Genomic DNA, 15,668 nt, shown 5'->3' with positions numbered 1-15,668 from the left:
CAATCGAGACACAGTGAGGTCGCTTACTCTGCATTTACCAGCGGTTCGCTCAGTTGAAGCGCCTGTCGAATGAAGAAATCCTTCTCGTCTGGGTCGTCACACTCGAGTGCGTTCTCGAGGTGATCAAACCCTCGTTCTGTCAGCGTCTGTGACGGGTGCTCGACCACCGGCACCGGACCGAATGCCCGACCGGTGAGTTCGGTCGGTCGCAGGCGATAGAACTGAAACGAGAGCGACGAAACCGGTATGTCAGGACTGACGTTCACCGTTGGGACCATTGCGTTCTCTGCGATAACAGACATGGCGTGTGTGGCTTCATCTGCTGGAACAGGTTCGATGTCGCCACGGGCAACAACACTCTGTGCTGGCTCCTCGTCGTAAACAGTGAGTGTCGCCGTCCCAGTCTGGTCAGCGAAGGCCTGCTTCGAACTGTCTGCAGCGGAAACGAATTGAAAGTATAGAGTCTCCCCATCGTATCCAAATGACTGTGGAGTCGCATAGGCGTCTGAGCCGTTAGCAACCGACAACACGCCGGTCCCGTGTTCACGGAGGAACGTCTCTATCTCCTGGTCTGTCAGCGTTTCAGTTGTCATGTCTTATCGAGGTGGCTAGAGGGATGAGAAAGCAGGAGGGGTTCACCACTCGGTGAGAAACCCACTAGAAAAGGACAATAGAGGCAGAAAGGATGACAGCGTCAACAAAACGGAGTCGACTACGCGTACGCGTCGAACTCCTTGCCGTAGAGCAAGAAGTAAGCGACACCGACCAGCCCGATGATCGAAGCGACGGTAAATGACACTTCTGGCGTGACGAACTCCCAGAGGAAGCCACCGAGCACACCGCTCGGGATGACGAGCGCGCCACGTACGAGATAGTACGACCCGGTAACGCGGCCGCCTGCGTCCTGTTCGGCGGGGCCGACGATCAGCGCCTTGTGAGCCGGGAGGCCGGCAAATCGGAGCCCGGAGAAGGCAAAGAGGGCGATCAGAATCCAGGCGTTGTCCTGCGGTGCAAAGATGAGCATCACCGGGAAGATTGCGTAGACGAAGAACCCGAGTGCGACGACCGGCTTGAGTCCGGTGTACTCGGCTATTTTGGCGACCGGTGCCATCGTGAGCAGCGCGACGAACATCTCGATACTGAGAAGGACGCCGAAGAACGCGGCCGGCGAGAGATCGATTGCGCCAATCACGGGGAGCGTGAGCGAGAGACCGATCCCCATATCGAGTGTGATCACGAGAATAAAGAACGCGTACACCATGCCGTTGGCGAACCGGACCAGTGCGTCCGAGATGAGTAGCGGACGCAGTTCGTCCGGGAGTGTTCGCAGGTCGTCGACGACCTGGCCGACGCCCTGGAACTCCTTGCCGAGCGTGTCCTGGTCGGTCTCGTAGAGAAGGTGCTGGATGATCGTGCCAAGCAGCGCGAAGATAATCCCGATGACGAGCACCCAGAGGAAGCCCGGCATGAGTTCGTCGACCACGAGCACGGCGACGATCAGCGGCGCGATCAGGAACGCTGTCCGCCGGAACGTTTCCGTGCTGGCGAACCCGCGCGCCAACTGGCTGGGTTCCGTCGCCTGCTTGACGATGGCGTAGTGGCCACCGATTCCGAAGGATTTCCAGCACTGGGCCAGCAGGAGGCCGACGAAGACCCAGACCCACGGCTCGACGGCGACGGCACCGATCTCAATGGTGGGAACGTACGCGGCAGCGAGCCAGACCACAAACCCAAACGTCGAGAGAAAGCCGAACACCGTGAGGGCGTATCGCGAGCCGACGCGGTCAGAGACGACCCCGCCGTAGTAGGGGTACACTGCCCCGATGACGTTTCCGAGGGTTGCGAAAAGACCAACGACGAAGCCGCCTGCACCCAGATAGACGAGGTAGTCCGGAATGAACCGATTCGTCATCTGGAACCCCAGACTGAACGCGAACATCGCCAGCGAGAGCACCAGCACGTCTCGACGAAGCGAAAAGAATTGCCGGAAGGCGTCGAGGGGGCCGGCGACCTCGGCTTGCTGTTGGGCCATACGTGAGCGTGAACTGATGGATACTAAGAGATTGGTGTTCGCAGTCACACTGGCCGCTCTGCAGAGCGAGGACCAGTGTTCGTATTCAAGAAGCGGCGATGTCAGCCATCAGAATTGGCCCGTCGTTAGTCCTCTTCCCAGTAGTACAGGTCTTCTTTCGGTGCACTGCAGTTCGGGCACTCCTCCGGCAGGCCATCCTCGAGTTGTCCCATCTCGCCGCAGTCTCCGCAGCGCCACATGCTGTAACTCGCCTCGGACGAGTCGTGTGGCTCACCGATCGGAATTTCGGTTTCTTCCATCTTGTCGACGCCGCTTCTGGTCCGTAGCTGGTCGTTGTCAGGAGTCATTACAGCCGCAGCTACACCCTTGTCATGGGAAAACATAGCGGATAGAATCAGACGCGTCCGTCACTGTATTTTGAAGGAGTGTTCTGTCGACAGGTGCGACACCACAGCTGCAGTCGAAATGAATCGTGTAGAAGCCGTACGCGATTTTCGACCACAATTAAGTGATCACTGTTCGTAGACGCCACCACGATGGCTACCGATGTGCACACCCGAGTCGTCGATTTGCGACGAGCGTTCCATCGCCACCCGGAACCCGGCTGGCGCGAGTTCAAAACGACCGCCCGCGTCGTCTCCGAACTCGAGTCCCTCGGCGTCGACGAAATCGTAGTCGGCCGGGACGCGCTCGCTACTGAGGAGCGAATGGCCGTTCCGTCCGAGGCGGAACTCGAGCCGTGGCTCGATCGAGCGCGCGATGCGGGTGTGCGCGAGGACGTACTCGAGAAGACTGCCGGCGGCTACACCGGCGCGATCGCGGTCCTCGAACAGGGGGAGGGGCCGACGGTCGGCCTGCGCGTCGACCTCGACGCGATTTCGATGACGGAGTCGTCAGCCGAGGACCACCGTCCGGCAGCGGAGGCGTTCCGTTCCGAGCACGAGGGCTACATGCACGCCTGCGGACACGACGCGCACGTTGCGATGGCGCTGGGGACGATTCAGGCGGTGAAAGCGAGCGACTTCAGCGGGACGTTCAAGGTGTTCTTCCAGCCTGCCGAGGAAATTTCGGGCGGTGGGAAGGCGATGGCCGAGAGCGGCTATCTTGATGACGTGGACTACCTGTTCGCACCGCACATCGGCCTGGATCATCCGACCGGCGAAATCGTCGCCGGCATTGAGAAGCCGCTAGCGATGGCCCACCTGACGGCCACCTTCGAGGGGGCGAGCGCCCACGCCGGAAAGGCACCGAACGAGGGCGGAAACACGATGCAGGCCGCCGCGACGGCGATTCAGAACGCCTACGCGATCCCCCGCCACAGCGAGGGGATGACTAGGGTGAACGTCGGCTACATCGAGGGCGGAACGGCGAGTAACGTCATCGCGGAGGAGCTCACGATCGAGGCCGAAGTGCGCGGCGAGACGACGGGGCTGATGGAGTACATGCGAACGGAACTCGAGCGCGTTCTCTACGCGGCGGCGGAGATGCACGACTGCGACGTGACCCCGCGCGTCATCAGCGAGTCGCCGCGGGCGGACAGCGACCCGGCGCTGCGAGAACTCGTCAGTGCCGTTGCGCGGCGAACGCAGGGCGTCGACCAGGTAATCGGAACCGCCGAGTTCGGCGTTAGCGAGGACGTGACCTACCTGATGGAGCGCGTGCAGGCCGACGGCGGCCTCGCGTCCTACGTGCTCATCGGAACGGACCACCCGACGAATCACCACACGCCGACGTTCGATATCGACGAAACGAGTCTCGAGATCGGCGTGACTGTGCTCGCCGAAGCGATTCAGGAGTGTGCACGCCAGCTGCCCTGACCCCACCTGTCTTCTGGCAGTCATGTTGGCCGGATCAGAAGGATTAATTCGCGGGCTCTCCGTGTATCCCCTATGAGCCAGGACGACGTGCCGGAGTCCTTACAGACGGCGGCGGATTCGGATCGGCCCCGCGGTATTCTCACCCCCTCCGACCGCGATTTCCTTCTCGGTCGAAAGACGGACTACACCGACCACTCGAAAAAACAGAAGCGAAACCGGATTCGGCGGCGCGTTCGGAACGCCATCCTCGATTTCAGCATTCTCTTCGAGTACATGGAAGAACGGGACCGGGAAACGGTGTTCGACCCCGACAACGAAGATCGCGATGCCTACACGCAGGGCATTACGGACATGCTTGCGTTCCTCCACCTCGGAACGATGGGCTATCACACCCCCTTCAAGGACATGCTTTCGGAAGGCGTCGGCAAAGCTGAACAGCGCCTCGCCGGCTCGAACTACCGCATGGTCAACGTCGAGTTCAACGTCGACCCGGTCGGCCAGATCGACGTCGACGAAGTCATCGAAAAACTCGACAATGAGGAGTTCGCCGAGCTTACCGACGAGGAACTGCGCGCGTTCGTCCGCCTGCTAACCATGTCCGACGACTTCTCCCCCGACGCCGCCCGCGAGAACATCAAGGACCGGCTCGACGAGTACTCGAGTAACGTCGAAGAGAGCGCACAGGAGCGCGAGCGCAAACTCGAGGAGTTGACGAACTGAGCGAATACGGATCGGTGGAGCGTGTTACCGGTAATCGCTCGGACGGGCCAGCGATCGCCAGTAACGAACGGACAACGGGCCGTATGATCGCTGTCGGTTCACACCGGCACGGTCGTTGGCGAGTCGTTGGTCGCTCGAAAACGCGTCTCCCAGACTATAGTAGCCACTGCAAGTCACTGCACGCCTGATCGAACAACTCACTCACGTCGTTCGCTCACGGGTCACGTTGTTCCCCGTTCGCTGTTCCGCGGTTCTCACTCACTTCGTTCACTCGCGGGTCACGCTGTTCCCCGCTCGTTATCCGCGGTTCTCACTCACTTCGTTCGCTCCGAACCGCGCTCGCTCCGAACCGCGCTGGCTCCGAACCGCGCTGGCTCCGAACAGCGCTCGTTCCAAACCACCCTTCGTCGCACGATTAGGTATGCGTCGACTTGCAGTGGCGACTCTCGACCGCGATGGCGACCGGGTACTCGAGTAGTCCCCGGTACCGCTGTGAGCAGTGTCGTTCCGAAAACGGGTTTGAGTGGATAGATCGGGTGGGACGAGGGGAAATGGCTGCCGTGTGTTGAAAAATGGGGGTAAAAGTGGCTGTTCGGCATATTTTCTTCAGTGTAGTCACTCCGACAGTTGATGTTCTGGATAAACGTAATCTGTGTATGTTGGTTACGAAAAGGAAATATTTATGCATGATACCAGCAATCACACTGGTATGCCATCTCTCAGCATGGCTCACGATACCGGGGGTTGGTTACGAACAGCGGCGGCAGATCGCTCGAAAGGAGGTGGTGGCGATGAGCGGAAGTGAGGGGAATGCGGTAGAGCGGTTCGTAAACGAACTCGACACGGTCGTCTTCGCGTTCGGTGCGTTGCTCACGCTGAGTGTAATCGCGGCGTTCTTTATCAATCGAGACGCAGTCGCGGACGGGATCGAACTCGTTCACGGTGAAATGCTCAGCTACATGAGTTGGGCATTGCTGGTGATCGTGTTCCTGATCGTCATCTTCCTCCTGTTCCTGATCGTTGGGCCGTGGGGGAAGATCAAACTCGGCGACGAGGATCCGGAGTACAGCTTCCTGTCGTTTTTCGCGATGTTGTACTCGGCCGGCTTCGCCGCAGGTGTCGTGTTCTGGGGGCCAACTGAGGGGCTGTTCTACTACGACGATCCGAACCCGCTGTTCGGCGTCGAAGGTGGCACGAGCGAGGCGATTCCGCTCGCCGTCCAGCAGACGCTGTTCCACTGGGCGCTGCCACAACTCGCGGTGTTTACCATTATGGGCATCGCGATCGGATACTTCGCATACAACTACGATAACGTCCCGCTCCGCGTTTCGTCGGCGCTCACACCCATCCTGGGGAAGGAAAACCTCGACGGACCGGCGGCGAAGGTGATCGACATCCTCGCAGTCTTCGCGACGATCGGCGGGGTCGCGACCTCGCTCGGCTTCATCGGCAGCCAGTTCGTCACCGGCCTGGACTACCAGTGGGGGATCAGTTTCGGCGACCTCGGCATCATCGCCATCGTCACGACGATGACGATCCTGTTTACGATTTCGATGGTATTGGGGGTCAACAAGGGGATTCGGCGACTGTCGAACTTCAACATGGGGTTGTTCGTCCTCCTCATGCTCGCGACGTTCATCCTCGGGCCGACGATGTTCCTGCTGTTGCTCGGTTCGCAGGCCATCGGCGGCATGATCAGTAACTTCGTCTCGATGAGCCTCTACACCGGTGCTGCCGAGGGTGGGACCGGCTGGGTCGAGGCCTGGACCGTCTTCTACTGGGCGTGGGCGCTGTCGTGGTCGCCGTTCGCGGGCCTGTTCATCGCCCGCATCTCGAAGGGGCGAACGGTGCGTGAGGTCGCCTTTACCGGCATCGTCGCGACCTCTGCAGCCACGATTCCGTGGTTCACGTTCGTCGGCGGTACCGCCGTTCTCTTCGAACACCAGGGTACTGCCGACTTCAGCGGAGCGTTCGAGGTCGGACCGGAGGTCTCCGGCTTCATTCTCTTCGACGCCTTCCCCTTCGGGTCGGTGCTCATGATCGCGTTCATGATCCTCGTCACGACGTTCTTCATCACGTCGGCGGACTCCTCGACGCTCGCCGTCTCGATGATGACCACCGGTGGTCAGGAGCGTCCGTCGACCATCAACCGGATCTTCTGGGGGATCGTCCTCGGAATGACCGCAGCGATCCTGATGATCCTCGGCGGCGGAGAAGGTGCCGGCGCACTGCAGGACGCGGTTGTCATCACCGGTGCACCGTTCGCAATCGTCTGTTTCCTCGCCATGCTCTCGCTGATCAAGAACTTCAGCGGGACCAGAGGACGGGTGTTGCTACAGGAGAAGACGGTGCTGTTTGGCTCCACCAGCGACACGTCCGGCGACGAGCCATCACCGGCCGCCGAACCGGGCGACGACTAACGCGCACCCACCTCCGTTTCGCTCGCCATCGAAAGCGCCACCAATTTTGTGCCACTGGCACTGACTGCGAAACGATACCCCACTCACCCGGAGTGTTCCGCGATCCATAACAAGTTTTAATTTATGCTATACACACAATCTGTGTATGGACAGAGATAGCGCGGAACCGACCGTGGACACATATCCCGGCCCGAACGCTCAAAAGTGGGTCGAGTTCCACGGAACGAACGCGGCACCCAGCGAATACTCCCACGAGTTCGTCTGGGATATCACCCGCGAGGCCGACGGTCCCTTCGTTACCGACGTCGACGGCAACGTCTTGCTCGATTTTACCTGCCACATCGGCGCGGCCCCGCTCGGCTACAACAACGAGAAGCTCACCGAGAAGCTCCGCGAATTCGACCTCGTCGAACCGATGAAGATCGCCGGCCAGGACATGTACTTCGGTGCCGGCCCGACACCCGAGGAGTCAGACGTCCCCGGCTCGAGTCACCTCATGGACAAACTGACCGACCTCTCGAGTCAGTACGACATGGACACCGTCTTTCTCTCGAACTCCGGGGCCGAGGCCATGGAGAACGCCATGAAGATCACCCACGACTACCGCGCACCCGCAAAGTACGGCGTCGCGTTCGAAGGGAGCTTCCACGGGCGAACGTTCGGCACGCTCTCGATTACGAAGTCGAAGGAGGTCTACACCCGTCACTACCCCCAACTCAGCGGTATCGAGACGATTCCGTTCTGTGCCGACCGCGGCTGCAACCCCGACAGCTGTGACTGTGGGTTCTTCGCGGGCGAGACCTCACAGCTTCGTCGCATGCTGGCACCCGAAGGCGGCCGAATCGACCCCGACGAAATCGCGTTTCTGACCCTCGAACCGATCCAGGGCGTCGGCGGCTACCGCTTCCCCAGTGAGGCGTTCATGCAGGAGGTCGCGGACGTCACCGACGAGTACGACATTCCGCTCGTCGTCGACGAAATCCAGGCCGGCATCGGCCGTACCGGCGAGATCTGGGCCTCGGACCACTACCCGATCGAACCCGACGTGATCGCCAGCGCAAAGGCGCTTCGGGTGGGGGCGACCATCTCCCGCTCGGACGTCTTCCCGAGCGAGAAGAACCGCCTCGGCTCCACCTTCGGCGGCGGCGATCTCCTCGGCTCGATGATGGGCACGTTCACCCTCGAGGCCATCGAGGAACACGACCTGCTCGACAACGCCACCCGCCGCGGCGAACAGGCCAAGGAACTACTTCGAGACGACGCACCCGACTACGTCGACGATATTCGTGGGAAGGGCCTGATGCTCGCCGTCGAGTTCGACACTGCCGAGCGCCGAAACGCCGTCGTGAAAGAAGCGCTCGAGCGCGGCCTGCTCACCCTCGGCTGTGGCAAGAAGACGATTCGGCTGCTTCCGCCGCTGGACTCGAGTACCCGCGAGATCGAACTCGGGATCGGACTGTTCTGTGAGGCGATCGATGCGGTCGGTCCGAACGCGAAGGCGGCGTAGCACTCGAGCGCGTGGAATTCGGAGACTCGGATACTCGAGTATTCGAGTACAGTACTCGCACGAGACACGCTATTCGGTGGACCAACGTAGGGACCCAGTCACGGACGATTGTGCGTCCGGTCGTTCTTTTTTGCTGGCGCCAAGAGATCCATGCGGACCAGCCAACGTATCGTAAAGTAGGTGACAGCGCTGGCAAGAGAGTCGCTGCGAGTTGCAGCCCCTCCCGCGCGTCGATGAGTGCCCAAACACGACACTACAACCAGCGATGAGAAACGAAATACTGGCAGTCAGTCCGCGCCGATAGGAAGGCATCTGGTAGAACGGAGGTCAACTGACACCATCCCTAGAGCCGAATTGCTGCTAGAAACCTAGTGGTTCATCGTGGATACCGTTTTGGCCGAACGTGTTCCCCGCCTTTACTGTTGATCGAGAATCTGGAATAGCCCTAACATCGCACTTGCTCGAGTGCTATCTGTAACGAGACGGTGCTGGGGACAGAGCAGTACCTGAACTGAACGAACGACGGTGTGGACAACACCAGAACAATGACAGATACACACGCATCCGACTCCAACGGCCGATCAAGCGAGACTACTGCAGTAGACGATCGGGATCCTCTCTTTGCACGGATCCCACGACGCGATTTCATGAAAGCAGGGGCCGCAGCCGGTGCGATGAGTTCACTGGCGGGTTGTACAGGTCTGCTCGAGGGCGACGAGATGCCGTCAGCGGCCGATGTCGACACTTCGGTCCCACCCGGTGAGCTCGACGACTACTATGCGTTCCTTTCGGGGGGACACTCCGGTGATATCCGCGTCTACGGTGTGCCGTCGATGCGCCAAATCATGCGCATTCCGGTGTTCAACGTCGAAAGCGCACGCGGCTACGGATTCGACGATGAAACGCACGAGATGTTGCAGGATGCGGGCGGCTACACGTGGGGAGACACCCATCACCCTCGAGTGAGCCAGACGGACAACGAGTACGACGGCGAATGGCTGTTCGTCAACGACAAGGCTAACGGCCGGATGGCTCGGGTCGATCTCGAGTACTTCGAAACGGACGCGATTATCGATCTGCCGAACCAGCAGGGGACCCACGGTGCGTGCGCGCTGATGCCCGATACGCGATTGATCTTTGGTGTTGGCGAACTGCGCGTACCGATCCCCAACGACGGTCGCGACCTTGAAGATCCGAGCGAGTACGGATCGACCCTTTCGGCGATGTCAGCTGACCCGTTCGACCACGAGTGGGACGTGCGGGTCGATTGCAACCTCGATAACGGCGATTCCGGAAAGAATGGAGAGTGGTTCTTCACGACCAGTTACAACAGCGAAGAGGGCGTCACAGAAGCGGAAATGACTGCGGCCGACACGGACTACGTCGTTGCGTTCAACATTCCACGCATCGAGGAGGCGGTTGACGCCGGCGAGTACGAAACGATCAACGGTGTCCCTGTCGTCGACGGTACCGAGGACAGCCCACTCAATACCGGCAGTGAGCCGCTGGTTCGGTACATCGATGTGCCGACGAACCCCCACGGGGTGAGTGTCACACCAGACGGACGGTACGCGATCGCGTCCGGGAAACTCGACCCGACGTGTACGATCATCGATATCGATCAACTCAACGAGGTTGACGACCCCAACGACGCGATCGCTGGGCGGGTCAACGTCGGAAACGGGCCGCTGCACACCGCCTACGACGGTCGTGGGCACGCCTACACGACACTGTTCGTCGACTCCGAGGTCGTCAAGTGGGATATCGACGCAGCCGTCGAAGCCGAGATGGGGTCCGCAGACCCAGTTATCCAGAAACACGAGGTCCACTACAGTCCCGGCCATCTGATCGCCGCTGAATCCTACACGGGTGACCCACAGGGAGACTGGCTGATCGTCCTCAACAAACTCTCGAAGGACCGATTCCTTCCTGTGGGGCCAGTATTCCCCGAGAACGACCAACTGTTCTACATCGGTGACGACGACGCCGGGATGGAACTCGTCAAAGATACACCCGCCTATCCTGAGCCACACGACGCATCGATCGTCCGAGCGGACAGGCTCGACCCCGCGTCAGTGTATGACCCCGACGACCTCGCGTTGGACTTCATTTCGACGGATGACGAGGACAACTTCATCGAGCGTGATGGAGATCGAGTCCACGTCGAGATGCACAGCCAGCGCAACTACTTCAGCTTCGAAGATATCGCCGTTCAGGAGGGTGACGAGGTCACGATCAGGACCACCAACATCGAACAAACGGAGGACATGCTCCACTCGGTCGCGATTCCGGAGTACGACATCAACGTCAAAATCGCACCACAGGAAACGCGTGAGGTAACGTTCACGGCCGACAAGCCCGGCGTCTACTGGATCTACTGTGCGTTCTTCTGTAGCGCACTCCACCTCGAGATGCGCTCGCGGCTGCTCGTCGAACCGGCTGACTAACCTCCCCACCCTATTTCGCACTCATATCCGCCATGTCAAAACGCAGTACCCTAACTGAACTCCGCCGCGCGCTCCCGCTCGCAGCGGCGGCGCTGTTGCTCGTTGCAATCGCGCTGCCGATGTGGCGGATCACGCTGGAGGCGCCCCAGTATCCCGACGGATTGTTCGTCGAACTGTACGCCTATCCGCGCCTCGAGGGAGACGTTGGAGAAACACAATCCCTCAACCAGTACGTCGGCTTCTACTATCCGGATCCGGTGTACCTCGAGCCGAACTACGACGTCCATCCAAATGCGATTTCGGTTCCCGAATGGTCACTGGGCCCACTTGCGTTCCTTGGTGTTGCCGCAACCGGTGTGTTCGTCGCATTCGCGCCGACGGTCCGCAAGCTAAAACTCGGTTTAGCCTGCCAACTCGCCAGCACGCTTGCGGTGTTCGTCACGATGTTCGCAGTAATCCAGTACCGGCTCTACCAGACCGGTCACTCGCTCGATCCGAACGCGCCACTCCGAGGTGTCGACGGATTCACGCCACCGCTTCTCGGGAGCTACGAAATCGCCAACATCAGCGGACTCGCCTGGTTCGGTCCCGGCGGGTATCTCACGCTCGTCGCGCTCGCCCTGTTGGTGGTTGCGTTCCAGTTGCGCGACTCGAGTGCAACGCTCGCGGACGCCCCCGAACTCGGACGGGCACTCCCTCGCCGGCTCGCTGCGCGTATTCGATCCGGGCGCAACTCGAGTGCGGAGTCGGAGCAACAGACTGTGGGGTCGCTGTCGACAGCGGACGAGGTGAGCCGCGATGGCTGACCGTGAAGCCTGGCTCCTCGTGGGGGCTGTCGTCGTACTCGTCGGGCTTGGTGCAGCAGTCGTTGCAGCCGACGACGCCGGGAGTGACATCGATGCGACGATCGAGGGCTGGACACCCGATGTCGACGATCCGCGCGAGGGAGATGCGCCTGAAGAGCCAGGTATCGCGACGCTCGACCAACAGGAGTACGGCTCCGTTCAGGAGGCAGTTGACTCGGCCGAAGCGGGCGATACAGTCGTTCTCGAAGGGCAGTTCGAGGAGCAGATAACAGTCGAAACGTCGGATCTCACACTCGAGGCGGCCGATACCGCCGACAGTGAACGCGACACTGCAGGAGCCCTGATCGATGGTGGCGGTGAGGGGACCGTCCTCGAGGTGACGGCGGCGAACGTAACGGTCGACGGCGTCTGGATCCGAGAAACGGGGCCAGATCGAAGCGCTGAGGACGCGGGAATCTATGTTAACGGCTCCGGTGTGACGCTGTCGGACGTGCGGATCACCAAGGCGACGTTCGGTGTGTGGATCAGTGAGGCGACGGACGTTACCGTCGAGAATGCCACCATCGCAGGGCGCGAAGCGGTTGGCGAATCACAGCGTGGCAACGGCATCCACCTCGACCGCGCAAACGGTGCACAGCTACAGGACAACGAGATCACCGTCGTTCGCGATGGGATCTACTTCTCGTGGTCCGAGGGTGTCACCGCGACGGGCAACACGATGTGGGACCTTCGGTACGGTGTCCACTACATGTACTCCAACGACAATCATCTCGAGGGGAACGTCGCGTTCGACAACGACGTTGGCTTCGCGCTGATGGTCTCGGAGAATCTGACGATCACCAACAACGTCGCGGTGAACAACGACGGGCCGAGCGGGCAAGGCATTCTCGTGAAGGATGTCGACGACACCACGATCCGCGACAATGCCGTGGTTGCAAACAGGAACGGACTCTACGTCTACAACGCCCACGGGAACAATCTCACCGGCAACCTGATCCTCGAGAACGAGATCGGGGTCCAGTTCACGGCTGGGAGTTCCGACGAGTTAGTCGTCGAAAACAGCTTTATCGGAAACGACCAGCCAGCACACGCTCCGACAACTGCACAGATAGCCTGGAACGATACTGAACGGGGCAACTACTGGTCCGATGCACGTCCAGTCGACCTCGATAACGACGGGACCAGCGACACACGCTACCAGCCTGCAGGTGCCGTTGAGGCGGTTATTTACGATCACCCGCAGGCGGCGATTTTCGCCGAGAGTCCGGCGTTCGACGCCGTTCGGATGGCGGAGAGTTCGTTCCCCGTCATCGAATCGCCCGGTGTCGTCGACCACCGACCGCTCACCGAACCACCGGCCGACGACTGGAGACAATACTATGAGAATCACAATAACTGACGTCCACAAGCGCTACAGCGACGTCGTTGCCCTCGACGGACCGTCGTTCGACATTCCGTCCGGGTCGACGTTCGGCGTCCTCGGGACGAACGGTGCGGGAAAGACGACGCTCTTCGGGCTCCTCGTGGGGCACGATACACCGGATTCGGGTCGCATCGAAGTCGGCGGTGTCGACGTCGAACAAGCGGGCCATCGCGTTCGAGAGCGTGTCGCGTTCTTGCCCGAACACGCTGGCTTTCCGCCGGCGATGACCGGGCGCGAGGTCCTCTCGGTCCACGCTCGTATCCGCGGGATCACAGGCCGTGAACGGTCCATTGCCGAGGCGCTGGAGACGGTCGGACTCACAGACGCAGCCGACCGGACAGTCTCCAGCTACTCGAACGGCATGGGGCGGCGTCTCGGACTCGCGTCTGCACTGTTGGGTGAGCCACCGGTGCTCGTCCTCGACGAGCCAACGGCGGGCCTCGACCCGCGTGGCGTCGCGACCTTCCACCAAATCATCGAGCGAATCGATCGGGAGACCAATACGACCGTCGTCCTCTCTTCGCACGTGTTAGCGGAGGTAGAACGGCTCTGTGACTCCGTCGCCATTCTCGAGGACGGCGTCCTCCGTGCGGCCGGCTCCGTCGACGAGCTACGCACGGCCGGCGGCGAGCATGTGACCGTCACCGTCCGCCCGTCGACGGGTCAAGAACGGACGCAGCTCCGAGAGGCTGCTCGCCAGTACGGCGACGTGACGGAGACAGACGGGGAACTCACGGTTACCTGCGAACGTGGTGCTGCCTTCGAGTTCTGCGGTGGACTCGAGTCCGACTCGGTCGACCACTTCGAGGTTCATGAACCCGGTCTCGATGCGGCGTTCCACGAGGCCCTCGCGACGGGTGACGCGGGCACTGGTGCCAACTCCGATACGGGCACCGACCCCGACTCCAACGCCGACACCGACAACGACTCCGGTACCAGCACCGACTCCGACGAGACAGCAACAGTCGACACACCGGAGGTGAGTGCATAATGTCCGACCACCAGCAAACGCCGACAGACGAGACGACGGCGAGAGCCGACGGTGGCTGCGCAACGACCGCCGATGTCGACCTGTCCCAACCGACCGAATCTGGCTCCTGGTACCGACAGCTGTTGGTCGTCGCCGAGACGGAATACCGTCTCGCAGTCCGCGGACGATGGGCCGTCGCACTAACTGCCATTTTCGCCGCGTTTGCACTCGGGTTGACGACGTTCAGCGGTTCATCGGTGAGTCCCGAAGGGTTCGAGCGAACTGTCGCGAGCCTCGCTGTCCTCGCGGTCTATCTCGTTCCGCTGGTCGCGCTTGCGTTCAGCTATGACGCCATCGTTGGCCGCGAGGAAAGTGGCTGGCTCCAGACACTGTTCGCCCTTCCGGTCGACCGTTCCTGGCTCGTCATCGGCACAGCGCTCGGACGGGCGGTCGTGCTCGCAAGCGCAACGATCATCGGGTTCGGGATTGCCGGCGGATTCCTCATCCTCGAGTACGGCCTCTCCGGGTTCGACGCCTACGTGACGTTCCTGCTCGCAACTGTCGGGCTCGGACTGATCTTTCTCGCAATAGGCGTCCTCATATCGACAGTTGTTCACGAGAAGACACACGCGCTCGGAATCGCCCTGCTCATCTGGGCGTGGTTCGTTCTCGTGCACGACCTACTCGGACTCGGACTCGTCGCAGCGTTTGGCCTCTCGGACACTGCCGTCTCTGCGATGTTGCTCGCGAACCCGACCGGCATCTTTCGTGCGCTCGTCCTCGGCACGTTAGGAGCCGCCAGCGATGCCGGCTTCGCCACGGTACTGGCGGAGGCCGGCCTCTCGACGGGGCTCCTCCTTGGAGCGGTACTGCTCTGGATCTCCCTCCCACTCGCACTTGCAGCCCTCGCAATCCGGAGGCGGCGGCTATGAACCACGCTAGTTGCGCCGCCGACCGGCGGTGGTCACGCCGCCATCTCCTCGCTATGACTGGCACGGTGGTTGCAACCGGTCTTGGCGGCTGTCTCGACGAGGACGACACCGACGTCAAGCCAGCAACACCGATCGCTCTCGACGATGGTGAGACGTGTGACGCTTGCGGCATGGTGATTGCAGACCACTACGGGCCCGCCGGGCAGCTGTTTTATGCGGTTGACGACGCCGATGCAGACGGTTCGGCACAGTTCGACAGCCTGACAGAACTCCTCGCGTATCACGACCACCACAGCGACCAAGGGTGGGAGCTTCGTGCTGTCTTCGTCACTGACTACTCGAGTGTGGAGTATCAACTCGAGGACCGAAACGAGACAACCCATATTTCGAGCCACGTTGCAGAAGAGACCTTCGTCGATGCGACGGGTCTCTACTACGTCGTCGGGAGCGACGTCATGGGTGCGATGGGTGAGGAAGTGTTCCCGTTCTCCGATCGAGACGATGCGACGGCGTTCGCTGACAAGTACAACGGCGAAGTCCAAGACTGGGAGACGCTCTCACCGACAGAACAGTGAAGCGGTAACTGAAATCCGT

Annotated in this window: 13 protein-coding genes; 10 read left to right on the top strand and 3 right to left on the bottom strand. The window is 60.9% G+C overall.

Going from position 1 to position 15,668, the window contains the following annotated elements; all coding sequences use genetic code 11:
• Window positions 1–23: 23 nt before the first annotated feature.
• From BBD46_RS01810 to BBD46_RS01800, 3 genes are all read right to left on the bottom strand, one after another.
• Window positions 24–593, bottom strand: a complete 570-nt coding sequence (locus tag BBD46_RS01810; protein WP_071400059.1) for a pyridoxamine 5'-phosphate oxidase family protein — start codon at window positions 591–593, stop codon at window positions 24–26.
• A 119-nt stretch (window positions 594–712) separates the two neighbouring features.
• The gene (locus BBD46_RS01805; RefSeq protein ID WP_071400058.1) at window positions 713–2,032 is read right to left on the bottom strand and encodes an MFS transporter; all 1,320 of its coding nucleotides are present in this window, start codon (window positions 2,030–2,032) and stop codon (window positions 713–715) included.
• Window positions 2,033–2,157: 125 nt separating this feature from the next.
• Window positions 2,158–2,379, bottom strand: coding sequence for a DUF7130 family rubredoxin-like protein (locus BBD46_RS01800; RefSeq protein ID WP_071400057.1), 222 nt, complete (start codon window positions 2,377–2,379; stop codon window positions 2,158–2,160).
• A gap of 189 nt (window positions 2,380–2,568) precedes the next feature.
• Between BBD46_RS01800 and BBD46_RS01795 the strand changes: the two genes are divergently transcribed.
• The 10 genes from BBD46_RS01795 (at window position 2,569) to BBD46_RS01750 (ending at window position 15,649) form a co-directional block, all read left to right on the top strand.
• The gene (locus tag BBD46_RS01795) at window positions 2,569–3,849 is read left to right on the top strand and encodes an amidohydrolase (RefSeq protein ID WP_071400056.1); all 1,281 of its coding nucleotides are present in this window, start codon (window positions 2,569–2,571) and stop codon (window positions 3,847–3,849) included.
• Window positions 3,850–3,921: 72 nt separating this feature from the next.
• Window positions 3,922–4,569: a hypothetical protein gene (locus tag BBD46_RS01790; RefSeq protein WP_071400055.1), complete on the top strand. Its 648-nt coding sequence runs from the start codon at window positions 3,922–3,924 to the stop codon at window positions 4,567–4,569.
• Window positions 4,570–5,360: 791 nt separating this feature from the next.
• The gene (locus tag BBD46_RS01785) at window positions 5,361–6,989 is read left to right on the top strand and encodes a BCCT family transporter (RefSeq protein WP_071400054.1); all 1,629 of its coding nucleotides are present in this window, start codon (window positions 5,361–5,363) and stop codon (window positions 6,987–6,989) included.
• 145 nt (window positions 6,990–7,134) lie between these two features.
• Window positions 7,135–8,496, top strand: a complete 1,362-nt coding sequence (locus BBD46_RS01780; RefSeq protein ID WP_071400053.1) for an aminotransferase class III-fold pyridoxal phosphate-dependent enzyme — start codon at window positions 7,135–7,137, stop codon at window positions 8,494–8,496.
• A 545-nt stretch (window positions 8,497–9,041) separates the two neighbouring features.
• The gene (gene nosZ / locus BBD46_RS01775; protein WP_071400052.1) at window positions 9,042–10,943 is read left to right on the top strand and encodes a TAT-dependent nitrous-oxide reductase; all 1,902 of its coding nucleotides are present in this window, start codon (window positions 9,042–9,044) and stop codon (window positions 10,941–10,943) included.
• 32 nt (window positions 10,944–10,975) lie between these two features.
• Window positions 10,976–11,749, top strand: coding sequence for a hypothetical protein (locus BBD46_RS01770; RefSeq protein WP_071400051.1), 774 nt, complete (start codon window positions 10,976–10,978; stop codon window positions 11,747–11,749).
• A complete protein-coding gene (nosD, locus tag BBD46_RS01765) occupies window positions 11,742–13,148 on the top strand; it encodes a nitrous oxide reductase family maturation protein NosD (RefSeq protein WP_071400050.1) in 1,407 nt (468 codons plus the stop codon). The genes BBD46_RS01770 and nosD overlap by 8 nt, the downstream gene beginning before the upstream one ends.
• Window positions 13,129–14,163: an ABC transporter ATP-binding protein gene (locus BBD46_RS01760; RefSeq protein WP_071400049.1), complete on the top strand. Its 1,035-nt coding sequence runs from the start codon at window positions 13,129–13,131 to the stop codon at window positions 14,161–14,163. The genes nosD and BBD46_RS01760 overlap by 20 nt, the downstream gene beginning before the upstream one ends.
• On the top strand, window positions 14,163–15,074 hold the full coding sequence (locus tag BBD46_RS01755; protein WP_071400048.1) for an ABC transporter permease: 912 nt from the start codon (window positions 14,163–14,165) through the stop codon (window positions 15,072–15,074). Before BBD46_RS01760 ends, BBD46_RS01755 begins: the two co-directional genes overlap by 1 nt.
• The gene (locus tag BBD46_RS01750) at window positions 15,071–15,649 is read left to right on the top strand and encodes a nitrous oxide reductase accessory protein NosL (protein ID WP_071400047.1); all 579 of its coding nucleotides are present in this window, start codon (window positions 15,071–15,073) and stop codon (window positions 15,647–15,649) included. Before BBD46_RS01755 ends, BBD46_RS01750 begins: the two co-directional genes overlap by 4 nt.
• The last annotated feature ends 19 nt before the right edge of the window (window positions 15,650–15,668 follow it).

Source organism: Natrialba sp. SSL1, assembly GCF_001861355.1.
Taxonomy (GTDB): domain Archaea; phylum Halobacteriota; class Halobacteria; order Halobacteriales; family Natrialbaceae; genus Natrialba.
This window is presented reverse-complemented; position numbering and strand designations above follow the sequence as displayed.